This window comes from Streptomyces chartreusis (genome assembly GCF_008704715.1).
GTDB lineage: Bacteria > Actinomycetota > Actinomycetes > Streptomycetales > Streptomycetaceae > Streptomyces > Streptomyces chartreusis.
In genome coordinates this window covers 9,079,646-9,105,679 of record NZ_CP023689.1, presented here as the reverse complement: position 1 = coordinate 9,105,679, position 26,034 = coordinate 9,079,646, and the positions used below count along the sequence as shown (strand labels likewise).

Annotated in this window: 24 protein-coding genes; 9 read left to right on the top strand and 15 right to left on the bottom strand. The window is 72.3% G+C overall.

Translation table 11 applies throughout. The features are described from left to right. Positions 1-852 (bottom strand): helix-turn-helix transcriptional regulator, encoded by an 852-nt coding sequence (locus CP983_RS40435; RefSeq protein ID WP_150505346.1) that lies wholly within the window; start codon positions 850-852, stop codon positions 1-3. A gap of 87 nt (positions 853-939) precedes the next feature. Here CP983_RS40435 and CP983_RS40430 point away from each other — a divergent pair, with 87 nt between their 5' ends. Beyond that, positions 940-1,782, top strand: coding sequence for an SDR family NAD(P)-dependent oxidoreductase (locus CP983_RS40430; protein ID WP_150505344.1), 843 nt, complete (start codon positions 940-942; stop codon positions 1,780-1,782). 123 nt (positions 1,783-1,905) lie between these two features. On the opposite strand, the gene CP983_RS40425 is transcribed toward CP983_RS40430, so the two are convergent. The 6 genes from CP983_RS40425 to CP983_RS40400 all read right to left on the bottom strand — a co-directional run bounded on the left by CP983_RS40425 (position 1,906) and on the right by CP983_RS40400 (position 8,706). Beyond that, positions 1,906-3,480, bottom strand: coding sequence for a phytoene desaturase family protein (locus CP983_RS40425; RefSeq protein ID WP_189749111.1), 1,575 nt, complete (start codon positions 3,478-3,480; stop codon positions 1,906-1,908). A 58-nt stretch (positions 3,481-3,538) separates the two neighbouring features. Beyond that, the gene (locus CP983_RS40420; RefSeq protein ID WP_150505339.1) at positions 3,539-5,779 is read right to left on the bottom strand and encodes a serine/threonine-protein kinase; all 2,241 of its coding nucleotides are present in this window, start codon (positions 5,777-5,779) and stop codon (positions 3,539-3,541) included. Further along, the gene (locus CP983_RS40415) at positions 5,761-6,684 is read right to left on the bottom strand and encodes an oxygenase MpaB family protein (RefSeq protein ID WP_150505337.1); all 924 of its coding nucleotides are present in this window, start codon (positions 6,682-6,684) and stop codon (positions 5,761-5,763) included. Before CP983_RS40415 ends, CP983_RS40420 begins: the two co-directional genes overlap by 19 nt. A 9-nt stretch (positions 6,685-6,693) precedes the next feature. Next, positions 6,694-7,872 (bottom strand): acyl-CoA dehydrogenase family protein, encoded by a 1,179-nt coding sequence (locus CP983_RS40410; RefSeq protein ID WP_150505335.1) that lies wholly within the window; start codon positions 7,870-7,872, stop codon positions 6,694-6,696. 72 nt (positions 7,873-7,944) lie between these two features. Continuing rightward, positions 7,945-8,319, bottom strand: a complete 375-nt coding sequence (locus tag CP983_RS40405) for a four-helix bundle copper-binding protein (protein WP_107909943.1) — start codon at positions 8,317-8,319, stop codon at positions 7,945-7,947. A 45-nt stretch (positions 8,320-8,364) separates the two neighbouring features. Beyond that, entirely contained in the window at positions 8,365-8,706 is a 342-nt protein-coding gene (locus CP983_RS40400) for a hypothetical protein (protein WP_150505333.1), read from the bottom strand. Positions 8,707-8,842: 136 nt separating this feature from the next. Here CP983_RS40400 and ppk2 point away from each other — a divergent pair, with 136 nt between their 5' ends. Further along, positions 8,843-9,646, top strand: coding sequence for a polyphosphate kinase 2 (ppk2, locus tag CP983_RS40395; protein ID WP_150505331.1), 804 nt, complete (start codon positions 8,843-8,845; stop codon positions 9,644-9,646). Positions 9,647-9,649: 3 nt separating this feature from the next. On the opposite strand, the gene CP983_RS40390 is transcribed toward ppk2, so the two are convergent. The 4 genes from CP983_RS40390 to CP983_RS40375 all read right to left on the bottom strand — a co-directional run bounded on the left by CP983_RS40390 (position 9,650) and on the right by CP983_RS40375 (position 15,301). Next, a complete protein-coding gene (locus CP983_RS40390; RefSeq protein WP_150505329.1) occupies positions 9,650-10,534 on the bottom strand; it encodes a universal stress protein in 885 nt (294 codons plus the stop codon). Positions 10,535-10,843: 309 nt separating this feature from the next. Continuing rightward, complete coding sequence (locus CP983_RS40385; RefSeq protein ID WP_150507175.1) at positions 10,844-13,213, bottom strand: glycoside hydrolase family 65 protein; 2,370 nt, start codon at positions 13,211-13,213, stop codon at positions 10,844-10,846. 50 nt (positions 13,214-13,263) lie between these two features. Then, positions 13,264-14,058, bottom strand: a complete 795-nt coding sequence (locus CP983_RS40380) for an HAD family hydrolase (protein WP_150507173.1) — start codon at positions 14,056-14,058, stop codon at positions 13,264-13,266. 388 nt (positions 14,059-14,446) lie between these two features. Continuing rightward, positions 14,447-15,301: a LysR family transcriptional regulator gene (locus tag CP983_RS40375; protein WP_150505327.1), complete on the bottom strand. Its 855-nt coding sequence runs from the start codon at positions 15,299-15,301 to the stop codon at positions 14,447-14,449. 68 nt (positions 15,302-15,369) lie between these two features. Here CP983_RS40375 and CP983_RS40370 point away from each other — a divergent pair, with 68 nt between their 5' ends. From CP983_RS40370 to CP983_RS40355, 4 genes are all read left to right on the top strand, one after another. Continuing rightward, complete coding sequence (locus CP983_RS40370) at positions 15,370-16,281, top strand: EamA family transporter (RefSeq protein WP_150505325.1); 912 nt, start codon at positions 15,370-15,372, stop codon at positions 16,279-16,281. A gap of 315 nt (positions 16,282-16,596) precedes the next feature. Next, positions 16,597-17,589, top strand: coding sequence for a dihydroxyacetone kinase subunit DhaK (gene dhaK / locus CP983_RS40365; RefSeq protein WP_107909954.1), 993 nt, complete (start codon positions 16,597-16,599; stop codon positions 17,587-17,589). A 31-nt stretch (positions 17,590-17,620) separates the two neighbouring features. Then, the gene (dhaL, locus tag CP983_RS40360) at positions 17,621-18,220 is read left to right on the top strand and encodes a dihydroxyacetone kinase subunit DhaL (protein WP_150505323.1); all 600 of its coding nucleotides are present in this window, start codon (positions 17,621-17,623) and stop codon (positions 18,218-18,220) included. Next, the gene (locus tag CP983_RS40355) at positions 18,213-18,632 is read left to right on the top strand and encodes a PTS-dependent dihydroxyacetone kinase phosphotransferase subunit DhaM (protein ID WP_107909958.1); all 420 of its coding nucleotides are present in this window, start codon (positions 18,213-18,215) and stop codon (positions 18,630-18,632) included. Before dhaL ends, CP983_RS40355 begins: the two co-directional genes overlap by 8 nt. Before the next feature lie 73 nt (positions 18,633-18,705). Here CP983_RS40355 and CP983_RS40350 read toward each other — a convergent pair whose 3' ends face one another. After that, entirely contained in the window at positions 18,706-19,392 is a 687-nt protein-coding gene (locus CP983_RS40350; RefSeq protein WP_373309905.1) for a TetR/AcrR family transcriptional regulator, read from the bottom strand. A 148-nt stretch (positions 19,393-19,540) separates the two neighbouring features. Here CP983_RS40350 and CP983_RS40345 point away from each other — a divergent pair, with 148 nt between their 5' ends. After that, on the top strand, positions 19,541-20,302 hold the full coding sequence (locus tag CP983_RS40345) for an SDR family NAD(P)-dependent oxidoreductase (protein WP_150505322.1): 762 nt from the start codon (positions 19,541-19,543) through the stop codon (positions 20,300-20,302). Positions 20,303-20,428: 126 nt separating this feature from the next. On the opposite strand, the gene CP983_RS40340 is transcribed toward CP983_RS40345, so the two are convergent. Beyond that, positions 20,429-21,124, bottom strand: a complete 696-nt coding sequence (locus CP983_RS40340; RefSeq protein WP_107909960.1) for a glycoside hydrolase family 75 protein — start codon at positions 21,122-21,124, stop codon at positions 20,429-20,431. A 443-nt stretch (positions 21,125-21,567) separates the two neighbouring features. Between CP983_RS40340 and CP983_RS40335 the strand changes: the two genes are divergently transcribed. Together CP983_RS40335 and CP983_RS40330 are read left to right on the top strand one after the other, a co-directional pair. Next, a complete protein-coding gene (locus CP983_RS40335; RefSeq protein WP_150505320.1) occupies positions 21,568-22,551 on the top strand; it encodes a fibronectin type III domain-containing protein in 984 nt (327 codons plus the stop codon). A 227-nt stretch (positions 22,552-22,778) separates the two neighbouring features. Then, the gene (locus CP983_RS40330) at positions 22,779-23,324 is read left to right on the top strand and encodes a hypothetical protein (RefSeq protein WP_150505318.1); all 546 of its coding nucleotides are present in this window, start codon (positions 22,779-22,781) and stop codon (positions 23,322-23,324) included. Between the two features lie 40 nt (positions 23,325-23,364). On the opposite strand, the gene CP983_RS40325 is transcribed toward CP983_RS40330, so the two are convergent. Beyond that, positions 23,365-23,916: a PadR family transcriptional regulator gene (locus CP983_RS40325; protein ID WP_150505317.1), complete on the bottom strand. Its 552-nt coding sequence runs from the start codon at positions 23,914-23,916 to the stop codon at positions 23,365-23,367. A 52-nt stretch (positions 23,917-23,968) separates the two neighbouring features. Next, positions 23,969-25,984 carry an NADPH-dependent 2,4-dienoyl-CoA reductase gene (locus CP983_RS40320; protein ID WP_150505315.1) on the bottom strand — a complete coding sequence of 672 codons (2,016 nt, stop codon included), beginning with the start codon at positions 25,982-25,984 and terminating at the stop codon, positions 23,969-23,971. Between the last annotated feature and the right edge of the window lie 50 nt (positions 25,985-26,034).

The following is a 26,034-nucleotide window of genomic DNA, read 5'->3' as shown; positions in this document are numbered from 1 at the left end:
TCAGCCGGGGACGTCGAGGCGTTGCGTGCCGAGGACGGACAGCAGCCGTAGCGCCTCCTCCGACGGCGTCCCGGGCGTGGCGGTGTAGATGACGACCCGCTGGTCGCGGTCGGCGAGGTCGAGGACGTCGCAGTTGACGGTGACGGGGCCGACGACGGGGTGGTCGAAGGTCTTGATGAGCGTGGGAGCGGGCGCCACGTCGTGGGCCGCCCACAGCCGGGCGAACTCCTGGCTGCCGTCGAGGAGTTCGCGGATCAGCCCTTTGAGTTCCGGGTCGTCCGGATAGCGGGCCGCGGCGGCGCGCAGCTGCTGTGCCGAGTTGCGCGCGAACTGGGTGACGTCCGAGACGCCGTAGAGCCTGCGTCCGTCCCGGTGCGGGCCGAGGAAGGCGCGCCGGACGAGGTTCCGGTCGGCGCGCGGCAGGGCGGAGAAGTCCTCCATGAGGGCTGCCGCGAGGTCGTTCCAGGCGATGATCTCGAACGTCGCCGAGATCACCGTCGCCGCGGCGTTCGGGAGCCGGTGCAGCAGGTCGACGATGCTCTGGCGGACCTCGCGCGTCGGTCCCGGCGGCGGTCCTGGCGGGGCACCGGCGAGGTGGTGGAGGTGGGTTCGCTCGGCGTCGGACAGGCGCAGGGCACGGGCGAGCTGGGCCAGCACCTCGCGGGAGGGGTGCGGGCCGCGGGCCTGTTCGAGGCGGGTGTAGTACTCCGTCGAGATGAAGGCCAGCTGCGCCACCTCCTCGCGGCGCAGACCCGGCGTACGCCTGCGCGAGCCGGCCGGCAGCCCCACGTCGGCGGGGGCGATGCGCTCGCGGCGGCTGCGCAGGAAGTCCGCCAGTTCTCTTCGGTCCACGTCTCCAGTGTGCGCGCGGCGCCGGGCGCCCAGCCAGGTACCGCCGGTGCCTGGCTGGGCCTCGCGGCCGGTCGCAGGCTCGACGGCATGAACAACGCACCTGACATCTCGACCGACACAGCTGACACGCCCGACATCTCGACCGGCCCCGACGACACACCCGTCACCTCGCCCGGCCTGCTCTCCGGCAAGGTCGCGTTCGTCACCGGCGCGAGCCGGGGCATCGGTGCCGCCGCAGCTCGGCTGTTCGCCCGGGAAGGGGCCCGGGTGCTGCTCGCGGCCCGTACCGAGGCGCAGCTCAAGGCGGTCACCGAGGAGATCCGGGCGGCCGGCGGCACCGCGGACCACGTGCTGTGCGACCTGGCCGACGCCGACAGTGTCCGGGCCGCCGTCGACCGGGCCGTGGAGCTGTACGGGCGGCTGGACGTCGCCTTCAACAACGGTGCGACGATCCAGCCGCCCGGCCCGATGGACCAGCTCTCGGACGCCGAGTTCGACCGCGTCGCCACCGTCAACCTCAGGGGGCCGTGGCTGGCGATGAAGGCGGAGATCGCCGCGATCCGCGCCACCGCCGGACGCGGGGCGATCGTCAACAACTCCAGCGTCGGCAGCCTGGCGGCCAACCCCGAGCTGCCGGTGTACGGTGCCATGAAGCGGGCCGTGAACAGCCTGACCGCCTCGGCCGCGGCCACGTACGGCCGCGAGGGCATCCGCGTGAACGCCATCGCCCCCGGACTCACGCTCACGGACATGGTCGACCAGTGGGAGACCCACTCCCCCGGGATCATCGACCGGATCACCGCGCAGAACCCGCTGGGCCGGGCCGCCGCCCCGGAGGAGATCGCCCAGGCCGCCGCGTGGCTGCTGAGCGACCGCGCCTCCTATGTCACCGGCGTGATCCTCCAGGTGGACGGCGGCACGCGCGCCTAGCTGCCGTCGAGGGGGATAGCGGCACCCGTGCCTAGTCGCGGTCCAGGCGCCTACACCTAGTGCCGCCCAGGGGAGAGCGGCGCCCACGCCCAGTCGCCGTCCAGTGGAAAGCGGCTCCCCCGCCTAGTCGCCGCTCTCCAGCACCGCCATGGCCGCGTTGTGGCCCGGCACCCCGCTCACCCCTCCCCCGCGCACCGCGCCGGCCCCGCACAGCAGCACGTTCGCGTGGCGGGTCTCCACGCCCCAGCGGCCGGTGCCCTCCTGGGCGTACGGCCAGGACAGGTCCCGGTGGAAGATGTTCCCGCCGGGCAGCCGCAGGTCGTGGTCCAGGTCCAGCGGGGTCTTCGCCTCGATGCACGGGCGGCCCTCCTCGTCCGTCGCCAGGCAGTCGGCGATCGGTTCGGCGAGGTGGGCGTCGAGTTGGGCCAGCGTCGACTTCAGCAGCTCCTCGCGTACGGCGTCGTTGTCGCGCGCGAAGAGCCGGGCCGGTGTGTGCAGGCCGAACAGGGTGAGGGTCTGGTAGCCCTGTTCGACGAGGTCGGGGCCGAGGATGGTCGGGTCCGTCAGCGAGTGGCAGTAGATCTCGGACGGCGGCGCGGCGGGGAGTTCACCGGCGGCGGCCTGGGCGTGGGCGGTGGCCAGCTGGTCGTAGCCCTCGGCGATGTGGAAGGTGCCGGCGAACGCTTCGCGCGGGTCGACGGAGCTGTCGCGCAGCCGGGGCAGCCGCTTGAGCAGCATGTTCACCTTGAGCTGGGCGCCCTCGGCGGGGGTGGGCGGCGTGTCGCCGGTGAGGGCGGCCAGTGTCTGCGGGGAGGCGTTGACCAGGACGTGGCCGGCGGCGGCGACCCCCTCGCCGTCCGCCGTGCGGTAGGTGACCTCGGCGTTGCGGCCGTCCGTGTCGATCCGTACCGCCTCGTGTCCGGTGACGATGACCGCGCCCGCCTCGCGCGCCGCCGTGGCCAGGGCGTCGGTGAGGGCGCCCATGCCGCCGACGGGGACGTCCCAGTCGCCGGTGCCGCCGCCGATCACGTGGTAGAGGAAGCAACGGTTCTGCTTCAGCGAGGTGTCGTGGGCGTCGGCGAAGGTGCCGATCAGGGCGTCCGTGAGGACCACGCCCCGCACCAGGTCGTCCGAGAACCGCTCCTCGATCGCGACGCCGACGGGCTCCTCGAAGAGCAGCCGCCAGGCCTCCTCGTCGTCCACCCGGCGGCGCAGTTCCTCGCGGCCCGGCAGGGGTTCGGTGAGCGTCGGGAACACCCGCCGGGCGACCTCGCCGGTCATGCCGTAGAAGCGCTGCCAAGCCTCGTACTCGCGCTCGCCGCCGGTGAGGCGGGCGAACGCCTCCCGGGTGCGGTCCTCACCGCCGCCCACCAGCAGTCCCGTCGGGCGCCCCGCCCGTTCCACGGGGGTGTACGAGGAGACGTCGCGCTTGCTCACCCGGAAGGTCAGGCCGAGGTCCCGCACGATCTTGTCGGGCAGCAGGCTGACCAGGTACGAGTAGCGGGAGAGCCGTGCGTCGACCCCGGCGAACGGCCGCGTGGACACGGCGGCACCGCCGGTGTGGTCCAGCCGCTCGAGGACGAGCACGGACCGCCCGGCCCGGGCCAGGTAGGCGGCGGCGACCAGGCCGTTGTGACCGCCGCCGACGATGACGACGTCGTACGTACCGTGTGCGGGGGTTCCCTCGTGTGCAGGCATGGTTCTTGGTAACACGCGATGATCTAGGTCGGCCATAGGTGGGACGACCGGGCGTCGGTCACTGCCCGCCGGTCGCCCGCTGCTGCCGCAGTACCGCGACCCTGCGGTACAGCTCGACCGCCTCCGCGCCCCGGCCGAGTTGTTCGAGGCAGTGGGCCTCGTCGTTGCGGCTGGCGAGGGTGTCGGGGTGGTCGGGGCCGAGGACGTGTTCGCGGGCGGCGGCGACCCTGCGGTACTCGGTGAGCGCGTCCGGCCAGCGGCCGAGCCAGCCGAGGCTCACGGCGACCTCGCGGCGGCTGACCAGGGTGTCCGGGTGGTCGGGGCCCAGCACCCGCTCCCGGATCGCGCACACGTCGCGGGACTCGGCGAGGGCCTCCTCCCAGTGCCCGAGACGGCCGAGGTTGACGCCGAGGCCGTGGCGGGCGCGCAGGGTCTCGGGGTGGGCGGGGCCGTGGACGCGGGTGCGGTCGTCGACGAGGTCGCGGTAGAGGCGGAACGCATCCGCGCTGAGTCCGAGCCGGCCGAGGCTGATGCCGACCTCGTAGCGGGCGGCGAGGGTGTCGGGGTGGTCGGGGCCGAGTGCCTGGGCGCGGGCCTCGGCGACCTCCCGGTAGGTCTGGAGCGCCTCCGCCCAGCGCCCCAGCTGGCCGAGCGCGTAGGCGACTTCGTAGCGGGTGACCAGGGTGTCGGGGTGGTGCCGGCCGAGGATGCGGGCGCGAGCTGCGGCGACCTCGTCGGCCATGCGGTACGAGTCCTCCAGGCGCCCGAGTCTGCTGAGGCTGAAGGCGAGGTTGTGGCGGCAGCGCAGCGTGTCGGGGTGATCGCCGCCCATGGTCCGCTCGCGGGCCGCCAGCACTGACGTATAGACCTGGTGCGCGTCGAAATGGCGGCCCAACTGGCCCAGTACGTACGCCATTTCCTGTCGCGCGGCGAGCGTCTCGGGGTGGTCCGGGCCGAGGGCGAGGCTGCGGGCGCGGGCGACGTGCTTGTACTCGCGCAGGGCGTCGGCGGCGCGGCCGGTGCGGCTGAGCGTGAACGCGACCTCGTAGCGGCTGGCGAGGGTATCGGGGTGGTCGGGGCCGAGGAGGTGCTCGCGCTCGGCGGCGACGGCCCGGTGCACCTCGCCCGCCTCGGTCCAGCGCCCCAGCCGGCCGAGGCTCAGCCCGGCGTTGTGCCGCCCGGCGAGTGCGGCGAGCGTCGCCGCGGACGGGGCGGGGCGCCCCTCGGGTACGGCGCTCTCCGCGGGCCTGCCGGTGGTGGGCCGCGGGATCCACTCGCCGGTCAGCCCGGCCCCGGCGTCCGGGGGTGTGGTGCGCAGTCCGGCGCCGGTGGCCTTGTGGCCGGTGGTCATGCCGCGGGTCCAGGACGGCAGCCGGGGCTCGCGGGTCACCGGCTCCGGGTCCCTCGGCGCGGGCTGCGGGGTCACCACGGTCGGTACGTAAGCGGGTGTCGTACGGCCCAGACCGATCCGGCGGCCCAACTCCCGCCCGTCGTGCGGACGTTCCTCGGGGCGCTTGGCCAGCAGGTCGAGGATGACCTGCTCGAAGAACTCGGGCAGCTCGGCGCGGTGGCTGCGCGGCGGGCGGGGCGGGGTGTCGCGATGGCCGACGAGGATCGCCCACGGGTCGTCGAGGTCGAACGGCGGCACCCCGGTGGCGATCTCGTACAGCACGCACCCGAGCGAGTACAGGTCGCTGCGCTGGTCCACGTCCTCGCCGCCGATCTGTTCCGGCGACATGTAGTGCGGGGTGCCCATCGCGATGCCGGTGCCGGTCAGCCGGGAGGTGAAGCCGATGTCGTGGGCGAGGCGCGCTATGCCGAAGTCGCAGATCTTCACCGTGCCGTCGGCGAGCCGCATGATGTTCGCCGGCTTCAGATCGCGGTGCACGATGCCCTGCTGGTGGGTGTAGGCAAGGGCGGCGGCGACCTGGTCGGCGATCTCGACGACGTCCGGGACGGGCAGCGGATGGTGCCTGTTGTCCTCCAGGAGCTGACTGAGGTTGCGGCCCTGCAGCAGCTCCATGACCAGGAACAGTATGCCGTCGGACTCGCCGAAGTCGTGGACGACGGTGACGCCGCGGTGCTGGAGGGCCGCGGCCACCCGGGCCTCACGGCGAAACCGCTCCCGCAGCACGCGGGAGAAGGACTGGTCGTGGTGGGGTCCGAGCGGCTTGAGGCACTTCACGGCGACATGCCGGCCCAGCGACTCGTCGCGCGCACGCCACACCTCGCCCATGCCGCCGCGCCCGATCGGATCGAGCAGCCGATACCGGCCCTGGATCAGCCTGCTGTCCCCCATCTACCGCGCTCGCCCCCCGTGCTGGTCCGCCCGCCCTCCCCCGACTCGTCCAGTATGGCGAGCTGTCGTCCGAGTTTGTACGGTGCCGGGCGCGAGCCGGGACCGAGCCGTGCCATGGCCCGCAGGATGTGTTTGGGCGGGAGTTGCCAGCGCAGACGTGCGGGAACGCAGCGCAGCAGGGTGCCCGTGGCACGCAACTGACGGGTGACGGTGGCGGGTTCCGGGGCCGGTCTGCCGTACAGCTCGTGGGCGTATGGCGGCAGGGCGGCGTACGCCAGGTTCGCCACGCGCCGCCACAGCACCTCGCGCGCCGGGACGAGCAGGGGGTGCGTGGGCGGGTGGAGCAGGAAGTCGTCCACCGCGCGTGCCTCGGGTCCGCACGCCAGCTCGGGGCGCACCTGCTCGAAGTACGCCGCCAGCTGCGCCCTGTTCGCCGGTACGGCGTCGGGGTCGAGGCCCACCAGGCGTGCACTTGCCCGGTGTTCGGCAATGTACCGGTCGGCCTCGGCGTCGGTGAGGCGGAAGCCGGAGCGGCGTCCGACCTGGAGGTATGAGTCGATCTCGGCGCAGTGCACCCACAGCAGCAGTTCGGGTTCGTCGACGCCGTAGCGCTCCTCCGTGTCCGGATCGGTGGCGCTCAGCATGCTGTGGATCTTCCGCACGCGCGCGCCGGCCTTCTCGGCGGCCTCGGTGGTGCCGTACGTGATCGTCCCGACGAAGTTCGCGGTGCGCAGCAGCCGGCCCCAGGCGTCGTGCCGGAAGTCGGAGTTCTGCATGACGCCGCGCACCGCGCGCGGGTGCAGGGCCTGCAGATACAGCGCGCGGATCCCGGCGACCCACATCATGGGGTCGGCGTGCATCTGCCAGGTGACCGAGTTCGGCGTGAACAGCCCGGGATCGCCCATGCCCGAAGGCTAACGCCGGACCCGCGGCATCCCCAGGCCGATCCACGAGATGATCTCGCGCTGGATCTCGTTGTTGCCGCCACCGAAGGTGAAGATCACGGCGGAGCGGTAGCCGCGTTCCAGTTCGCCGTGGAGTACGGCGCCCGCCGAGCCCTCCTTGAGGGCTCCCGGTGCGGCGACGATCTCCATCAGCCAGGCGTAGGCGTCGCGGCGGGCCTCGGAGCCGTAGACCTTGACGGCGGAGGCGTCCTGCGGGGTGAGCGTGCCGTCCTGGACGGCGCTGACCATCTGCCAGTTGAGGAGCTTGAGCGCGTCGAGCTTCGCATGGGTCTGGGCGAGGCGGCGGCGCACCCAGGGCAGGTCGATCACCCGGCGGCCGTCGGCGAGCTTGGTCTCCATCGCCCAGCGCTGGACGTCGTGCAGGGCGCGGATGGCCATGGTGCCGTGGGCGGCGAGGGTGACGCGCTCGTGGTTGAGCTGGTTGGTGATCAGCCGCCAGCCCTGGTTCTCGGCGCCGACGCGGCGGGAGACGGGGACGCGGATGTTCTCGTAGTAGCTGGCGGTGGTGTCGTGCGAGGCAAGGGTGTTGATGAGGGTGCAGGAGTAGCCCGGGTCGGTGGTGGGGACGAGGAGCATGGTGATGCCCTTGTGGGGCGGGGCGTCCGGGTCGGTGCGGGTCGCGAGCCAGACCCAGTCGGCCGTGTCGCCGTTGGTGGTCCAGATCTTCTGGCCGTTGACGACGTACTCGTCGCCTTCGCGTACCGCGCGCGTCTTCAGGGACGCCAGGTCGGTGCCCGCCTCGGGCTCGCTGTAGCCGATCGCAAAATCGATCTCGCCGGAGAGGATCTTCGGCAGGAAGTACGACTTCTGCTCGTCCGTGCCGTACTGCATGATCGTCGGGCCGACGGTGTTGAGCGCCATCAGGGGCAGCGGTACGCCCGCCTGGGCGGCCTCGTCGAAGAAGATGAACTGTTCGATGGTGGTCAGGCCGCGTCCGCCGTACTCCTTGGGCCAGCCCACCCCGAGCCAGCCGTCCCCGCCGAGCCGGCGGATCGTGCTGCGGTAGTGGCGCTTCTGCGCTGCCGGGTCGGTGAAGCGGGTCTGTGCGAGGTCCGGCACCAGTTCGGCGAAGTAGTCGCGCAGTTCGCTGCGCAGCCGCTGCTGCTCGGGTGTGTATTCCAGATGCACGGCGCCTCCAGGCTCCCCAAGGGCGGTCCTGACGGCGCACACCGTAGAACGTGTTCCAGAAATTGGGAACGGTCAGGCAAGGGTCCCCATGAACTCGGTACACGCCTTCGCGCACCTGCGGCACGCCTCGGCCGTCTCCTCGCCGCCGGGAAACGCGTCGAAAGCGTGCGCGCATTCGACGCACACGGAGCGGCACCACTCCAGCTGGGCGCGGATCGCGGCCTCGTCGAGGAGGTTCTGCTCGGACAGCACATGGCAGGTCGCGTCGCAGACCTCCGCGCACATGATGCCCTTGCGCCGCAGGACTTCCATCTCCCCGGTCCCGTCGGGATCCACCAGGCTCGCGCGCAGGGCGCAGGCCCGGGCGCAGTCGGTGCAGGCCTGGGCGCAGGTGAAGCGGTCCTCCAGGAACTGGACGAGTTGTTGCTGGGATGTCGTCGTCGTCACACGGGCCGGGTAGCCGGAGGGGATGGGGCCAAACCCGGCCGCGCTTCACCCGCCCTGTGCAAACCTCCGCGCGAGATCGCGGTGGTGCTCCGCCGCCCGGCCCGCCTGAGCCCCCGTGACGACGGCGCCCGGCATCGCACCCAGCTGCTCGATCTGCTCGGCGAGGCGGACGTGCTGGTCGTGGCCGTGCTCGCGGCAGGTCAGGCAGGTGACGCTCTCCGGCCGTGCGGAGGTCATCGCGTACGGCACCCGCAGCCCGCAGCCGGTGGTGACCGTCTCCGGCAGGTCACCGACCAGGCCGAACGTGCCGGCCAGCAGATTGCGCACCCGGGCGTCGTACTGGGACACACGTCGGTCGACGTGGATGTGTGGATCGGCATCGTCCATGAGCCCATCCTGCCCGGCCGCCCGCCGTCCGCCCATGTGCGGTCGTGATCGGTTGTCCGGGGTGCGGCACGCGTCGACGGTCAGTACGGTGCTGTTCGATGCTGTTCGGGTGTTCGGGCACGATGCGGGAGGCGGCATGAGCGGCGACAAGGCGGAGAAGCTGCCCCGCAAGCAGTACGAGAAGGAACTGCTTCGCCTCCAGACGGAGTTGGTACGGCTTCAGGAGTGGGTGCGCGCGACGGGCGCGCGACTGGTCGTGATCTTCGAGGGACGGGACGCGGCCGGCAAGGGCGGCACCATCAAGCGCGTCACGGAGCACCTCAACCCGCGCGTCGCCCGGATCACGGCCCTGCCCAAGCCGACGGAGCGCGAGCGCACGCAGTGGTACTTCCAGCGGTACGTCGAGCATCTGCCGGCCGCCGGGGAGATCGTGCTGTTCGACCGCAGCTGGTACAACCGGGCCGGCGTCGAGCACGTCATGGGGTTCTGCACCAGGGAGGAGTACCAGCTCTTCCTGCGCCAGTGCCCCATCTTCGAGCGGATGCTGGTGGAGGACGGGATCCTGCTGCGCAAGTACTGGTTCTCGGTGAGCGACGAGGAGCAGCAGGAGCGTTTCCGCCGCCGGCTGGACGACCCCCTGCGCCGCTGGAAGCTGTCCCCGATGGACCTCGAGTCCATCACCCGCTGGGAGGACTACTCGCGGGCGAAGGACGAGATGCTGGTGCACACCGACGTCAGCGAGGCGCCCTGGTACGTGGTCGAGAGCGACGACAAGCGCCGGGCGCGGCTGAACATGATCGCCCATCTGCTGGGCTCTGTGCCGTACCAGGACGTGCCCCCGCCGGTCCTGGAGCTGCCCGAGCGACCGGACTCGACCGGCTACCGTCGACCGCCGCGCGAGCTCCAGAACTACGTCCCCGACCACGCCGCGAATCTCTGAGCCTCACGTCTGCTCGGTCCGCACCACGGCGACCGGGCACTCGGCGTGATGGAGCACCGCCTGGCTGACCGAGCCCAGGAGCAGCCCGGCGAAACCGCCCCGCCCGCGCGCCCCGACCACCACGAGACCGGCGTCCGCGCTGGCCTCGATGAGGGAGTGCCGCACCCGTCCGCGCACCAGCCTGCGGACCACCTCGACATCGGGGTACCGGTCGCGCAGCCCGCCCAGCGCCTCGGCGAGCACCCGCTCCTCCTCGTCACGCAGCCGGTCCTCGTCGTACGTCACGAACGGCGGGTCGGCGGGAGCGCCGTAAGCGCGCTCGTTCCGCTCGCTCCAGGCGTGCAGCGCCTCCAGCCGTACGCCGTGCAGTGAGGCGTGGACGAAGGCGAACTCGACCGCGCCGCGCGCCGCGGGCGAGCCGTCGACGGCCAGGAGGACGGGTCCGGCCGGATTGGGCCTGCGGCGCACCACGAGCACCGGGCAGGCGGCGTGGGCGGCCATGTGTCCCGCGGTGGAGCCGAGCATCAGCGCACCGAACCGGCTCAGGCCCCGGCTGCCGACGACGGCCAGGGAGGCGGTGCGTGACTCGATCTCCAGCACCGTGATGGGTTCTCCGACGACGACCTCGCGGGTGATGTCGACGCCGGGCCCGGACTCGTGGGCACGCTGCTGGGCCTCGGTGAGCGTGCCGTCGATCAGCTCGCGCAGTCCGGCGGCGCTGCTGGGTTCCCAGGGCCGTCCGCCGGGCGGGATGTGCGCGCCGGGCCGTCCGAAGGCGTGCACCAGCCGCAGCCCCACGCCCCGGAGCGCGGCCTCGCGTGCCGCGACCTCCACGGCCGCCATGCTCGACGACGAGCCGTCCACCCCTACGACAACCGGGCCGATCATCGCGTTCCCCTTTCCGGGCAGTCCCGCGGACGCCGGGCGGCCTGTGCGGGCCGGGACCGGGGCGCGCCGGGATCCCGGAAGCGCCGTACGGCCGTTCCGCGTGGCGGCCGCTCCGGCCGAGCCCGCCGACCGCCACGCCGTCAGGCCGTTCCGCGGGCGGCCGCTCCGGCCATGCCCGTCGACCGCCGTCCTCCCAGCCTCCCCCCACCCGCGGCATTCCGCACCGGCCCGGGCCGGTGCGGAACGGGAGCAACGGCGGCAGCGAGCGGGACCCACGTGGCACGCGCCGGCGCTCCCGGCCCGCCCCCCTCAGTCCGGCAGCACCAGCCGCCCCTTCTCCCCCGGCTGGAGGGACACCTCCCGGTCCGGGAGGCGTACGTCGATGGGTGAAGCGTCGGAGGAGGGGACCTCGATCTCCAGCAGGCCGCGCTCCAGACGGAGCCGTACGCCCCAGTTGTGCTGGTAGCGCAGGGCGAAGCCGTAGGTGGACAGCTCGGGCATCGGCACGGGGTCGAGCCACAGGGCACCGCCCCGGGTCTCCAGGCCGGTCAGCCCGCGCTGTACGAGGTCGAGGGTGCCGGCCATGGCGCCCAGGTGGATGCCCTCGCCGGTGGTGCCGCCCTGGACGTCGGCGATGTCGCCCTGGAGGGCCTCCTGGACGAACTTCCACGCCTCGCTGCGCCGGCAGCGCGCCAGCACCCAGCCGTGGACGAGGCCGCTGAGGGTGGAGCCGTGGCTGGTGCGGTGCATGTAGTAGTCGACGGTGCGCCGCCACATGTCCTCTTCCAGCCGGTGGCCCAACCGGCGGAACAGGCCCCCCAGTTCGGTCGGCGCGAAGAGGTAGCCGAGCATCAGGACGTCGGCCTGTTTGGATGCCTTGTAGCGGTTTACGGTGTCACCCTCCGCCTCCAGGATCCGGTCCAGCCGCCGGATGTCGCCGTACCGGCCCCGGTAGCCGTGCCAGTCGAGTTCGGACAGCTCGCCATAGCCCTCGAACTGGCTGATGACGTCGTCGTGGAAGGGCACATGCAGCGTGTGCGACACGTCCTCCCAGAGTTCGAGTTCGCCGGCGGTCAGGCCGGTACGTTCGGCGAGTTCGCGCCGGCGGGGCTCGGGAAGGGTGTCCAGCAGTTCCAGGGTGCGGGCGAGCACCCAGGTCGCCGTGACGTTGGTGTAGGCGTTGTCGTCCAGGCCGGGCCCGTCGGCGTCCGGGTACGCCTCGTGGTACTCGTCGGGGCCGACGACGCCCTTGATGCGGTAGCGCCCCATGGCATCGTCGTGGACGGCCTTGTCGCCCCAGAAGCGGGCGATCTGCAACAGCATTTCGGCACCTTTGGTGTGCCGGAACTCCAGGTCGCCGCTGGCCTCGCAGTACTGCCACACGTTGTATGCGATGGCCGATCCCACATGGTGCTGGAGGTGGGAGTGGTCGGCCAGCCAGCGTCCCGAGCGTGGGTTGAGGTGCAGCTGCTGGGTCTCCTCGCGCCCGTCGCTGCCGCTCTGCCAGGGGTACATCGCGCCCCGGTGGCCGGCCGCCGCGGCGGTGGTGCGGGCCTGTTCGAGGCGGCGGTGGCGGTAGCGGAGCAGCGCGCGGGAGACCTCCGGGAAGTGCAGGTTGAGGTAGGGCAGCACGAACAGCTCGTCCCAGAAGACATGGCCGCGGTAGGCCTCGCCGTGCAGTCCTCGGGCGGGCACGCCTACGTCGAGGTCGGCGGTGTGCGGGGAGAGGGTCTGCAGGACGTGGAAGAGGTGCAGGCGCAGGATGCGGCCCGACTCACCGGGTACGTCGAGTTCGGCGCGGCGCCAGAGCTGGTCCCAGGCCGCGCGATGCCACGCGGCGAGCGCGTCGAAGTCCGGGGACCGGCCCACCCGGTCGACGGCGGCGTGCAGCGGGTCGCTGATCGCCGGGTCGCGGGACGTGTGCAGGGCGACGGTCTTGTCGACGGTGACGGTACGGCCGGGTTCCAGGTCGATCGTCAACTGCTGGATGACATGCGGGAGTTCATGGCGCACCACGACCGGCACGTCGGCGGTGAGGCGGGCCGCGAGGCCGATCCGGACGTCCGAGGTGCGGGTGCGGCAGCGCAGCCAGACCGTGTCCGGGGCGGAGACGCCGGTGTGGATGTGGGTCAGATGGCGGCCGTCGAGGTCCCGGTAGCGTGCCACGCCGGAGTTGGTGACCCCGCCGTCCAGGGCGGCCTCCACCTCCAGCCGGCCGGAGAACCCGTCGACCGTGAACTCGGTACGGAGGGCCGCCACATGTGGGTCGGCCATATGCACCATGCGAAGCTGACGTACGGTCAACACACGGTTGTCGCCGAGGTCGTAGCGCGTACGGCGCTCCAGCAGCCCTTCGGCCAGGAGCAGCATCTGCCGGTGTTCGAGGACGTCGGCGGTGTCGGGGTCGATCCAGGGCCCCTCGGGGATGCGGAAGCGCAGGGGCAGCCAGTTCGGGACATTGACCATGTCCTCGTTCTCCACCTGGCGGCCCGACACGTCCGAGGTGAGCCGGTTGTAGATGCCGGCCACATAGGTCCCCGGGTAGTGGACATCGTCGGCGGCGCACTCGGGGAGCGCGCCCCTGGTGGCGAAGTAGCCGTTGCCGAGCGTGCACAGCGATTCGCGCAGCCGCTCGTCGGCGGGTGTGTAGCCGGCGTACTCCCAGCTCCAGCCGTCCACTTCGACTTCCGTGCCCAGATCCATCGCCTCGGCCTCCCTGCCCGGCTCGGTCACTTCGGCTCCCCTCCCGCACAGAGTTCTCCGAGGTCGCGTACGACGATGTCGGCGCCGTGCCGCAGCAGCCGCGCCCCCGTGTCCGGCCCGGCGGCCCGGTCCACGCCGACCACCAGGGCGAATCCGCCCCGTCTGCCGGCCTCCACGCCCGCCAGGGCATCCTCGACGACGGCGGCACGGTCGGCCGCCACGCCGAGCCGGTCCACTGCCTCCAGGAACAGGTCGGGCTGCGGCTTGCCCGCGAGACCCAGCCGGGCCGCCTCACCGCCGTCCACCAGGGCGTCGAACAGATCGAGCACACCCGCCCGGCTCAACAGCTCACCCGCATGCCGGGACGCGGACGCGGCGGCTCGCGGCACTCCCGCGGCGCGCAGTGCCCGCACGAGCCGTACGGTGCCCGGGTAGGCGTCGACGCCCTGATCGCGCAGCCGGGCCGTGAAGAGGCGCTCCTTGGCCTCGGCGACGGTCCGGACCGTCTCCTCCGACGTGTCGATGCCGCGCGCGGCGAGGAAGGCGGCTGCTCCGTCGAGGCGGGACTTGCCGTCCACATGGCGCAGGTAGTCGTCCCGCACGTCGAAGAGGTGTCGCTGATCGGGATCGGCGGGCGGATGGGCGCGCAGGTAGTCGTCGAAGGCGACCTTCCATGCGGCGGCGTGCACCTTCGCCGAGTCGGTGATCACCCCGTCGGTGTCGAAGACGACGGCACGCACTTCCCGCAGGGCGGGCGCGAGCGGGGTCGCGGAAGGGTCGGGAGCAACCCGGGATTCGCCTGCGCCGGAGGGCCGCCGCACGGTCACGACCGCTGGGGAGGGACGGGGCGCGCTCGGCGCACGGGGCGCCGTCGCGCGGCTACGGCGTCCGGGGGACGTCCGGCCGCGTCGGCACCATGGAATGCGAGGCGCACGGCCTCCCCACCTCCACTCGACGGTTCACCCGCGCCGGGCGGGATCCGCTCATGGGTACCCGTCCCGCCCATGTTGTCACCTTTGTGCCCTCATGAAGGGACGAACGGGCCTGGCGTACCCGCCGCCGGCATGGTGTGCTGGAGGTGACGGGAAGGACCCGGACAGGCGCGGGGAAGCGGTTCACGGCCGCGCACCGCGCAATCAGGATCCGCGAGAAGTGGATAGGGCCCTTCCCGCCCCGTGTGCCTTGTCGGTTCCCCCCGTGTGTGCCGTGTCAGTCGCCCCGGTACAGGGCCGTCAGCAGCTCGATCGCCGCCTGCGTGGCCGGATGCGGGTCGTCGCGCCACCAGGCGAGGCGTACTGCGATGGGTTCGGCGTCGCGGACCGGCCGGTAGACGACTCCTGGGCGTGGGTACTGGTGGGCGGTGGCCTCGGCGGTCATGCCGATGCAGCGGCCCGTGGAGATCACCGTGAGCCAGTCGTCGACGTCGTGCGTCTCCTCGATCGCCGGACGCGAGTCGGGCGGCCAGAGGTCGGTGGTCGTGGTGCCGGTACGGCGGTCGACGACGAGGGTGCGCCCGCTGAGGTCGGCCAGCCGGACCGAGCGACGCCTGGCCAGGGGGTCGTCGGCGGCCACCGCGCACAGTCGCCGCTCCAGTCCCACGATGGCGGAGTCGAACCGTCGGTCGTCCACCGGCCTGCGCACGACCGACAGGTCGCAGGCGCCCTCGGCGAGCCCCGCGGTGGAGGAGTTGGCACGTACGAGCTGGAGGTCGGTCCCCGGGTGGGCGGCGGCCCAGCGGCGCTGGAAGGCCGGGGTGTGCCGGCCGAGTGCCGCCCAGGCGTAGCCCATCCGCAGCCGGGCGTGCCCGGAGGTCGCCTCCCTGACCAGGCCGTCCACCTCGCCGAGCACCCGGCGGGCGTGCGCCAGGACGCGCAGTCCCGTCCCCGTCGGGGTGACCTCGCGGGAGGTGCGCCGAAGCAGCCGGACGCCCAGAGCACGTTCGAGGGAGGCCAGCGATCGGGAGACGGCGGCCTGGGAGACGCCGAGGGCGATGGCGGCGTCGGTGAAGGTGCCCTCGTCGACGATCGCGACGAGGCAGCGCAACTGCTTCAGCTCGACATCCATGACTCAAGCGTATAGATGGTCGTGCGAACGCATTTTGCGCAAGGATGGGCCGGTCCCACGATCGGCGTATGCGCACCCGCCCCGCTCCCGCCGCGCCGACGCGCGCGACCCTGCGAGCCACCTCCGCACCGGCCGCCTCCGAACCGGGCGGCGGTCGTCTGGCCGGCGTGACCACGATGGTCGGCAGTGGTCTGTCCAACCAGACCGGCGCCGCGATCGGCTCCCTCGCCTTTCCCGTGCTGGGCCCGGTCGGCGTCGTCGCCGTGCGCCAGTACGTCGCCGCCCTCGTCCTGATCGCCGTCGGCAGGCCGCGGCTGCGGTCGTTCACCTGGGCACAGTGGTGGCCGGTACTGCTGCTGGCCCTGGTGTTCGGCACCATGAACCTCTCGCTGTACTCGGCGATCGAACGCGTCGGCCTCGGCCTGGCGGTCACCCTGGAGTTTCTCGGCCCGCTCACCATCGCCCTGGCGTCCTCGCGGCGCCGCGTGGACGTGGGCTGCGCGGTGATCGCCGCGGCCGGAGTCATCACGCTGATGCGCCCGCAGCCCTCGACCGACTACCTCGGCATGGCCCTGGGCCTGCTGGCGGCCGCCTGCTGGGCGTCGTACATCCTGCTCAACCGCACCGTCGGCCGACGCGTGCCCGGGGCGCAGGGCGCGGCGGCCGCGGCCGGCATCTCGGCCGTGATGTTCCTGCCGATCGGTATCGCCGTGGCCGTCCGGCATCCGCCCACGGCCGGCGCCGTCGCCTGTGCGATCGCCGCCGGGGTCCTGTCCTCGGCCGTGCCGTATCTCGCGGACCTGTTCACCCTGCGGCACGTCCCGCCCCGCGCGTTCGGCCTGTTCATGAGCGTCAACCCGGTCCTCGCGGCCCTGGTCGGCATGATCGGCCTCGGTCAGGGCCTGGGCGGACCGGAGTGGGCGGGCATCGGCGCCATCGTCGCCGCCAACGTGCTGAGCATTGTGACGTCCCGGAGTTGAGGGGCTCCGCGGCGCGGTCGGCCGCGGAGCACGGACCCCGGGCCATGCCCTCCCGCATGCCGCAACCGGGCGGGCGTGCACGTGACCTTCGTTGCCGTAAGCGCGATACTTCGGACAGCAGGGCTACGGCGACGACACCCACCACGACCACCGACACCCGACGTACAGCCGCCACCGCGGCCATCGATCCGGCACCCTCCCGCCGAGACCCTCCCCGACCGCTCGGGACCGCCCACCTCGACAACCGGCTCCACCCGTTCCGACCTCGGCAGACGCAGGTCGGAGGGTCGCCGTTCACATCACCAGGAGGCACCCATGAAGATGCTGATCAACGTCGCGGAGAACGTGGTCGCGGACGCGCTGCGCGGGATGGCCGCCGCTCATCCCGAGCTGGTCGTCGATGTGGACAACCGGGTGATCGTACGGCGGGACGCCCCCGTGGAGGGCAAGGTCGCGCTCATCTCCGGCGGCGGCTCGGGGCACGAGCCGCTGCACGGCGGATTCGTGGGTCCGGGCATGCTGTCGGCGGCCTGTCCTGGCGAGGTGTTCACCTCCCCGGTGCCCGACCAGATGGCGCGGGCCGCGGCAGCCGTGGACAGCGGGGCCGGTGTGCTGTTCATCGTCAAGAACTACACGGGCGACGTCCTCAACTTCGACATGGCCGCCGAGCTCGCCGAGGACGAGGGCATTCAGGTCGCGAAGGTGCTCGTCAACGACGACGTGGCCGTGACCGACAGCCTCTACACCGCCGGGCGGCGCGGCACGGGCGCAACGCTGTTCGTGGAGAAGATCGCCGGCGCGGCGGCGGACGAGGGACAGCCGCTGGAGCGCGTGGAGGCGATCGGCCGCCAGGTCAACGAGAACTCCCGCAGCTTCGGTGTCGCGCTGAGCGCCTGCACCACGCCCGCCAAGGGCAGCCCGACCTTCGATCTGCCGCCGGGCGAGCTGGAGTTGGGCATCGGCATCCACGGCGAGCCCGGCCGGGAGCGGCGGGCGATGATGACGTCGCACGAGATAGCCGACTTCTCGGTGGGCGCCATCCTGGACGACATGACCCCGCGCAACCCCGTCCTCGTCCTCGTCAACGGCATGGGCGCGACACCGCTGTTGGAGCTGTACGGCTTCAACGCCGAGGTCCAGCGGGTGCTCGCCGAGCGCGGAGTCGCCGTCGCCCGCACCCTGGTCGGCAACTACGTCACCTCACTCGACATGGCCGGTGCCTCGGTCACGCTGTGCCAGGTCGACGAGGAACTGCTGCGGCTGTGGGACGCTCCGGTGAGCACACCCGGGCTGCGGTGGGGCATGTGATCCGAACACACCTGTCACGCAAGGAGATCCAGTGCTCGACGCCGCATTCTTCCGCCGTTGGATGACGGCCACAGCCGCCTCCGTCGACCGTGAGGCGGAACGGCTCACCGCTCTCGACTCACCCATCGGGGACGCCGACCACGGCAGCAACCTCCAGCGCGGCTTCACCGCCGTGGCGGCCGCGGTGAAGAAGGAGGACCCGCAGACGCCGGGCGCGGTCCTGACGCTCGCCGGCCGACAGCTCATCTCGACGGTCGGCGGCGCGTCCGGGCCGCTGTACGGCACGCTGCTGCGCCGGACCGGCAAGGCGCTCGGGGACGCCGGTGAGGTGAGCGAGACCCAGTTCGCCGAGGCGCTGCGGGCGGGCGTGGACGCCGTCATGACGCTCGGTGGCGCGGCGCCGGGCGACAAGACCATGATCGACGCTCTGGTGCCGGCCGTGGACGCGCTCGGCGACGGTTTCGTCGCCGCTCGGGCCGCGGCCGAGGAGGGCGCCCTGGCGACTACGCCGTTGCAGGCCCGCAAGGGCCGGGCGAGCTATCTCGGGGAGCGCAGCATCGGCCACCAGGATCCCGGGGCCACGTCCTCGGCCCTGCTGATCGCGGGACTCGCGGAGGCCGTCGATGAGTGACGACAAGGGCAAGCAGTTGGTGGGCATCGTGCTGGTCTCGCACAGCGCGCAGGTGGCCGCGTCGGTGGCCGAGCTGGCGCAAGGGCTCGCGGGCGGCGGCACGGCGGTGCCGGTGGCCCCGGCGGGCGGCACCGAGGGCGGCGAGCTCGGCACCAGCGCCGAACTCATCGCCGCGGCGGCGGCCTCCGTGGATCGCGGCGCCGGGGTCGCGGTCCTCACCGACCTGGGCAGCGCGGTCCTCACGGTGAAGGCGCTGCTCGCCGAGGGCGACGAACTCCCGGACAACACCCACCTGGTGGACGCCCCGTTCGTCGAGGGCGCGGTGGCCGCGGTCGTCACGGCGTCCACCGGGGCCGACCTGGCGGCCGTGGAAGCGGCGGCCGCGGAGGCGTACACGTACCGGAAGGTCTGAGGCAGGCCGCCCGGCACGAGGACGGGACGTAGGGCGATCACCGGCCGAGGCCACGCCGGGCGAGCCCCTCCTCCTACGCCACCCCCTCCGCCGCAACACCCAGCGCCGACCGCAGAGTTGCCGTCAGTTCGGCCTCTGCGGTCGCGCGGTCCGGGTCGGTGTCCGCGGTGTCCCACGCGTAGTGCTCGACGGCCGCGCGCAGGGCCGCGTTGAAGATCGCCGCCTGGATCGTCGGACGCAGGTCGTCGGCGGGCAGCCCGGCGCGTTCGGCGAGGGCGCGGGCGAACGCCGGTTCGGCCTCGTCGTAGGTCTGGAGCCAGATCGCGCGCAGGCCGGGTTCGGTGCGGGTCAGGCGTACCAGCGCGCCGACGGTTGCCCGGTCGGGGCCGGCCAGTACGTGATCCTCGTCCGCGAGTTGCGGGTCGAAGAGCTCGTCCAGGGGTTGCCCCGGGCGCCAGTGCCGCAGCCGGTCGGCGATCATGTCGATGCCGGCCGAGAACAGCGGACTCACGCAGCTCTCCTTGCTGGGGAAGTAGCGCCACACGGTCCGTGCGGAGACGCCGACCGCCGCTCCGATCTGCTCGCCCGTCGTCGCGGCCACGCCCTGCGTCACGAACAGGTCCACGGCGGCCCGCGCGATCTCCAGCCGGATCTCGGCCTTGCGCTCCTCGGTGAGCGGCGGCCGTCCCATGGGACGCTCGGCGGGTCGGCCGACGGGTGAGGTCTTCGAGCGGCTCGTGCTGCCACGGGCTGCGGTCATGGTGTCCCTCCGGCCGGACTGGATCGCTCTGGCGGGAATTCTCCCCGACCGGCACAACGACTTTATGTCACTCAGAGACATTAAGTCGTAGGGTGTGGTCCTGGGCGTGTTCGGTTCCGCCCTTCGGACCCATGGACGGGAGATCCTCATGAGCGGTGGACTGGACGGACGCAGCGTCATCGTCACCGGAGCGGGCTCGGGCATCGGCCGCGCGGCCGCACTGACCTTCGCCAGGGAGGGCGCCCGGGTCGTGGCGGCGGACCTCAACGCCGAGGGAGCGCAGGAGGTCGTCACGGAGATCGAGCAGGCCGGGGGCAGCGCGGTCGCGGTGGCCGGCGACCTGAGCGAGCAGGCCGTCGTCGACCAGGTGGTGGAGACGGCCGTCGCACGCTTCGGCGGGGTGGACGTACTGGTCAACAACGCCGGGATCATGGACCGCATGTCGGCGCTGGCGGACGTCGGCGACGCCGAGTGGGAGCGGGTCATCCGGGTCAACCTCACCGCGCCGTTCCTGCTCACCCGCGCGGTGCTGCCGCACATGCTCCGGGCGGGCAGGGGTGCCGTCGTGAACACGGCCTCCGAGGCCGGCCTGCGCGGCAGCGCGGCCGGCGCGGCGTACACCGCGTCGAAGCACGGCGTGGTGGGGCTGACCAAGTCCCTGGCGGTGATGTACCGCAAGCAGGGCATCCGCGCGAACGCGATAGCGCCCGGCGGTACTCGGACGGGCATCGTGGTGGATGCGGCGCAGGACGCGCACGGACCGGCGGCGCTCGGCCCGCACTTCGTGAACGTCGGCCGGCTGGCCCAGCCGGAGGAGCAGGCGGCCGCGATCGTGTTCCTCGCCTCGGACGCGGCGAGCAACATCAACGGCGCGATCCTGCCGGTCGACGACGGCTGGGCCGCGGTCTGACGCGCCCTCACCGAGCGGCGCGAAGCCCCTCATCGAGCGGGCATGAGCGGCCCGTCGAGCGGAGTGCGCGGTTGTACCGAGCGCGCATGAGCGGCCTGGCCGACCGTGCGCGAACACCCGCCTCACTCACTTCGCGGCGACGAACTTCTTCGCCAGTTGCTGCCCGGTCGTAGCGGCGGCCGCGGCGTCCTCGATCGGTTTCACCCGTGAGTTCTTGAAGACGATGTAGGTGACGCCGGAGGCCGTGCCGCCGCGTCGGGGGTCGGCCGGGATGCCCAGGGCCTTGGCGGTGGCGTACGAGGCCTCGCCGATGATGTCGCGCGGGCCGACGTCGCCGACGACCGCGTACTGCACCCGGCCTCCGTACACGACGGCCGCGACCGAACCGCCGCGGATGCCATGGGCTCGGTAGTCCCAGATACCGCTGGGCGTGGGCACGACGATGTACGGCAGGTGTTCGGCGCTCAGATAGCGGCCGTCGGACTGCTGGAAGGCCGTGGAGCCGGAGAAGTACGGGTCGGTGGCGCTGTTGCAGTGGCCGGTGGACTGCCCGTCGCAGTCGATGTCCATGTCGGCCTTCCAGAACACGGCGTCGCCCCGACCGCACACCGGGATGTTCGCGGCCGTACCGCTGTCGCTGCGATATCGCCCTTGGGAGACCGCGGTGCAGTTACGCACCTTCGCCAGCAGGTCAGCGGCGCTGACGGCGGCTTCGATCTGGGTCTCCGGCCCGCCCAGGGGGTCGGGAGGATCGGGGGGTGGTGTCGTGGGGGCAAGCAGTGCGGCACTCGCCGCGGCAAGCGTCAACGCCTGTATACGCACGATTCGGGACCCTCTCGCCGGGGACACTGACACGCGTCGGACTCCGCCGAACGCTCAGTCCAATGTGGTGGCGTTCGGATCATGCTGCCACCACAGGGGTCCGTACGGTGCACACCCCGACGACACGACGGCGAGTCTCCGACGCTCGGCCAGAGGCCGGGGGCCCGGGCCCGCGATGGACCCCGGCACCCCGGCCACCCGCGTCCGGCACCGGATCAGCGACGACAGCGGCCCGCGCCGGGACGGCATGAACTCACCATCCCCCAGGGAGAGTTCAGCCGCGAGGAGCTTCAGCATACGTAATCCTCCGGGCGGGTCACCAACGGCCGGTGGGTCACCCGCGATCGACGAGGTCATCGACTACGCCCTCTTGATGTGATCGCGTCAGCCGCGTCATATTGGTCCGGACCATTGCAGTGAGGCCGCCCCCGGGAGGCAGAGTCGTGCGACGCGTTCTCGTACTCGCATCCGCCGTCTGCGCCGCGCTCGCGCTGCTGTCCTCATGTGCCTGGGGCGAGGCCGACGGGGAGGACGGCGGACGCCTGCCCGGGGCACCCACGGGTGTCACGGCCGCCGCGGGCAGCGCGACCAGCGTGCACGTCATGTGGAGCGCGGTCTCGGCGGAAGGCGGCATCAAGGTCTACGAGGTGTATCGGGGCACCACCAAGGTCAAGGAAGTGCCGGGTGCCGAGCACATGGTGGATGTCACCACGCTGAAGCCGTCCACCAGTTACGTGTTCACCGTGCGGGCCCGCGACAAGGACGGGCGTCTCGGGCCGCCGAGCAAGACCGTCCGGGCGACGACCCCCAAGGCCGTGGCCGCCGACCGGTCGGCCCCGACCCGCCCGGGGAAGGCCGACGGACGTGCGGTCGGCAGCCGGGCGGTCCAGTTGTCGTGGTCAGCCGCCACGGACGACCGGGACGTGGTGTCGTACGACATCTATCAGGGCGAGGCGAAGATCCACAGTGTGGGCGGGAACCAGACGGCGACCGTCGTCACCGGGCTGCGGCCGGGCACTCGCTACTCGTTCACCGTCCGCGCCCGGGACGCCGCCGACAACCTCTCGCCGGCGACGGCGGCCGTCCGCCTCACCACGCCGGGCACCGACGACGGTCGCGGCACCGCGCCAACCGGGTTCGAGGCCAGGACGACCCATCGTTCGGACGGGGCCTACTACCTGGAACTGAACTGGGTGCCGCCGCGCACCGACGGCGTCGTCACGGAGTACGAGATCCAGCTCGACGGCCGTACGGCGACCTCACTGGTGTACGGCGGGAGCGCGCCGCGCGAGCGGGCCACGTACAGCTTCTACCTGGGCCCGGAACGCGGCGTGAGCCACCGGGTGCGCCTTCGGGGCAGGCTGCCGGACGGCACCTGGGGCGGCTTCTCGACGGAGGTGAAGGTGACGACCGGGGCGCAGGGCTGAGGGCGTCCGTCGGCACCGACAGCCGCGGGCGTGGCCGTCCCGCAACTCAGGGCACGGCCCGCCCGACCCGGAGTCCCCCGGATGCAGCAGCCCATCACCTGTCCGGGCGACGCCCGCATGCGGCGACGCCCCGGGGCGCGTTGGCTTCCCCTGAGGCAGCACGGGCGTACCCGACCCTCGGCGGCGCAACGGACGTACCGCCGACCGTGCCGCCGGAGGGCATTCACATGCGCAACTCATCGCTCTTCCTCCGCTCGGGCCTTACCGTGGCAGCCGCCTCCGCACTACCTCTGTTCGTGGCAGCCGCGCAGGCCCACGCCGTCTCTGGGATCTCCGTGAGCACCACGGGGTCCACGGTTTCCGTAACCACCAGCTCATGCACGAATGTGAACGGCAGCTGGGGCACCGCCTCGCTGCTCAACAGCCGCCAGGCGAACTTCTCGCAGGGGCGTCAGGTGTCCCTGTCGGGAACGAGCGCGCTCCAGTCGGCGGCGTGGTCGAACGTGAGCGCCGGCACCTACACCGTGATCGTCATCTGCTCCGACGGCACGACGGCGGGCACCCAGTCCGTCATCGTCTCGCCCAGCGTCAGGCCCACGATCTCGGCCACGGCCACCGCCTCGCCGTCGCGCGGTGTGATGGGCGGCGTGGGCGGCGGCAGCCAGGACTACGGCACGCTCACGCTGGTGGGCGGCGGGGTCCTGGTGGGCGCGGCCGTCGCGGGCACTGCCTGGTACATGCGCCGCAGGACGTCGAAGCCGTACCGCCTCTGACCCGCGCGGGAGCCCGGCCGGGCGCCGGGCCCCGCGTGGCTCACGCCGTCTCGTGTCCCGGCAGTTCGGCGAACTCGTCCAGGGCGTGCGTGAGCCACTGGATCCAGAAGGTCTCCAGGTCGAGGCCCGCTCGCAGCACCAGGTGTCGCAGCCGGTCCTGCGAGCTGTCCTTGCCGGGCGGGAAGTCGCGCTTCTCGATCTCCTCGTACTCGGCCAACTGCCGCTGGTGCAGGGCGAGATGGCGTCGCAGGTCGGCTTCGATGCCCTCGGTCCCGACGACGGCCGCGGCGCGCATCCGCAGCAGCAGGGTGTCGCGGTGCGGCCGCGGGTCCTGGGAGGCGGAGGTCCAGCGGGCCAGTTCGGCGCGGCCCGCGGGCAGGACCTCGTAGCTCTTCTTCTGCCCACGGGCCGGCTGCTGCGCCGGCAGGGTCCGGATGAACCCCTCGGCCTCCAGTTTTCCCAGCTCGCGATAGATCTGCTGGTGCGTCGCCGACCAGAAGTACCCGATCGACTTGTCGAACCGGCGGGTCAGCTCCAGCCCCGACGAAGGCTTTTCGAGCAGGGCGACGAGGATCGCGTGCGGGAGGGACATGGAGTCATCCTAGGGACGTGCGGCGGCCGCCTCGCGACCGCGCTCGCTCGCCCTACAGACTCGCCGCCACCTCGGTGCCCTGCTTGATGGCCCGCTTGGCGTCCAGTTCCGCGGCCACGTCGGCACCGCCGATGAGGTGCGCGTTGTGTCCGGCGGCGACCAGCTCCTCGTACAGATCGCGGCGCGGCTCCTGGCCGGTGCACAGCACGATCGTGTCGACGGGGAGGACCGTGCTCTCCTCGCCGGCGGTGACATGCAGTCCGGCGTCGTCGATGCGGTCGTAGCGCACGCCCGGGACCATGGTGACGCCGCGGTGCTTGAGCTCGGTGCGGTGGATCCAGCCGGTGGTCTTGCCGAGGCCGGCGCCGACCTTGGTGGTCTTGCGCTGGAGCAGGTAGACGGTGCGGGGCGGGGCGGGGCGCTCGGGGGCGGCGAGGCCGCCGGGTCCCGTGTAGTCCATGTCGACGCCCCAGTGCCGGAAGTACGTCGCGGGGTCCTCGCTCGCCTTTTCGCCGCCGTCGGTGAGGAACTCGGCGACGTCGAAGCCGATGCCGCCCGCGCCGAGGACGGCGACGCGCCGGCCGACGGGGGCTTCGTCGCGCAGGACGTCGAGGTAACCCACCACGCTGGGGTGGTCGATGCCGGGGATGTCCGGGGTGCGGGGGGTGACGCCGGTGGCGACGACCACCTCGTCGTAGGCGGCGAGGTCACCGGCCGACACCCAGGTGTTCAGCCGTACGTCGACGCCCTGCCAGTCGAGTTGGTGGCGGAAGTAGCGCAGGGTCTCGTCGAACTCCTGCTTGCCGGGGACCTTGCGGGCGACGTTCAGCTGGCCGCCGATCTCGCCGGCGGCGTCGAACAGCGTGACGTCGTGGCCGCGTTCGGCGGCGCTGACGGCACAGGCCATCCCGGCGGGTCCGGCGCCGACGACCGCGACGCGCTTGCGCAGCCGGGTCGCGGAGAGCGTCAGCTCGGTCTCGTGGCAGGCGCGCGGGTTGACCAGGCAGGACGTGATCTTGCCGCTGAAGGTGTGGTCGAGGCAGGCCTGGTTGCAGCCGATGCAGGTGTTGATGGCCTCGGGCCGGCCGGCCGCGGCCTTGGCGACGAAGTCGGCGTCGGCGAGCATCGGACGGGCCATCGACACCATGTCCGCGCAGCCGTCGGCCAGCAACTCCTCCGCCAGTTCCGGGGTGTTGATGCGGTTGGTGGTGACGAGCGGGACGGACACCTCGCCCATCAGCCGCTTGGTGACCCAGGTGTAGGCGCCGCGGGGCACGGAGGTGGCGATGGTCGGGATGCGGGCCTCGTGCCAGCCGATGCCGGTGTTGATGATCGTCGCGCCGGCGGCCTCGACGGCCTTGGCGAGCGTGATCACCTCGTCCAGCGTGGAGCCGCCGGGGACGAGGTCCAGCATGGACAGCCGGTAGACGATGATGAAGTCCTCGCCGACGGCCTCGCGCACCCGCCGCACGATCTCCACCGGGAAACGCATGCGGTTCTCGTACGAGCCGCCCCAGCCGTCGGTGCGGTGGTTGGTCTGGGTCGCGATGAACTCGTTGATGAGGTAGCCCTCGGAGCCCATGATCTCCACGCCGTCGTAGCCGGCCTGCCGGGCGAGGCGGGCGGCGCGGGCGTAGTCGTCGATGGTCCGCTCGATGTCGGCCTCGGTGAGCTCGCGCGGCGGGAAGGGGCTGATCGGCGCCTGGAGCGGGCTCGGGGCGACGAGGTCCTGGTGGTAGGCGTAGCGGCCGAAGTGCAGGATCTGCATCGCGATCCGGCCGCCCTCGCGGTGCACGGCCTCGGTGATGACCTTGTGCTGCTCGGCCTCGGCGTCGGTGGTGAGCTTGGCGCCGCCCTCGTATGGCCGGCCCTCGTCGTTGGGGGCGATGCCGCCGGTGACGATGAGGCCCACTCCCCCGCGCGCCCGTTCCGCGTAGAAGGCGGCCATGCGCTCGAAGCCGCGCTCGGCCTCCTCCAGACCGACGTGCATGGAGCCCATGAGGACGCGGTTGGGCAGCGTGGTGAAGCCCAGGTCCAGCGGGCTCAGCAGGTGCGGGTAACGGCTCATCGGGGCCCCTCCGTGCGCGGTGTCGTGCCTGACGTAGTTGTAGAGGACCG

Coding starts and splice junctions, on each gene's coding strand:
- CP983_RS40355 (WP_107909958.1), top strand. CDS start 18,213: ATGAGTGACGACAAGGGCAAGCAGTTGGTGGGCATCGTGCTGGTCTCG.
- CP983_RS40375 (WP_150505327.1), bottom strand. CDS start 15,301: ATGGATGTCGAGCTGAAGCAGTTGCGCTGCCTCGTCGCGATCGTCGAC.
- CP983_RS40430 (WP_150505344.1), top strand. CDS start 940: ATGAACAACGCACCTGACATCTCGACCGACACAGCTGACACGCCCGAC.
- CP983_RS40420 (WP_150505339.1), bottom strand. CDS start 5,779: ATGGGGGACAGCAGGCTGATCCAGGGCCGGTATCGGCTGCTCGATCCG.
- dhaK (WP_107909954.1), top strand. CDS start 16,597: ATGAAGATGCTGATCAACGTCGCGGAGAACGTGGTCGCGGACGCGCTG.
- CP983_RS40345 (WP_150505322.1), top strand. CDS start 19,541: ATGAGCGGTGGACTGGACGGACGCAGCGTCATCGTCACCGGAGCGGGC.
- ppk2 (WP_150505331.1), top strand. CDS start 8,843: ATGAGCGGCGACAAGGCGGAGAAGCTGCCCCGCAAGCAGTACGAGAAG.
- CP983_RS40320 (WP_150505315.1), bottom strand. CDS start 25,984: ATGAGCCGTTACCCGCACCTGCTGAGCCCGCTGGACCTGGGCTTCACC.
- CP983_RS40350 (WP_373309905.1), bottom strand. CDS start 19,392: ATGACCGCAGCCCGTGGCAGCACGAGCCGCTCGAAGACCTCACCCGTC.
- CP983_RS40425 (WP_189749111.1), bottom strand. CDS start 3,480: ATGCCTGCACACGAGGGAACCCCCGCACACGGTACGTACGACGTCGTC.
- CP983_RS40400 (WP_150505333.1), bottom strand. CDS start 8,706: ATGGACGATGCCGATCCACACATCCACGTCGACCGACGTGTGTCCCAG.
- CP983_RS40370 (WP_150505325.1), top strand. CDS start 15,370: ATGCGCACCCGCCCCGCTCCCGCCGCGCCGACGCGCGCGACCCTGCGA.
- CP983_RS40325 (WP_150505317.1), bottom strand. CDS start 23,916: ATGTCCCTCCCGCACGCGATCCTCGTCGCCCTGCTCGAAAAGCCTTCG.
- CP983_RS40415 (WP_150505337.1), bottom strand. CDS start 6,684: ATGGGCGATCCCGGGCTGTTCACGCCGAACTCGGTCACCTGGCAGATG.
- CP983_RS40390 (WP_150505329.1), bottom strand. CDS start 10,534: ATGATCGGCCCGGTTGTCGTAGGGGTGGACGGCTCGTCGTCGAGCATG.
- CP983_RS40330 (WP_150505318.1), top strand. CDS start 22,779: ATGCGCAACTCATCGCTCTTCCTCCGCTCGGGCCTTACCGTGGCAGCC.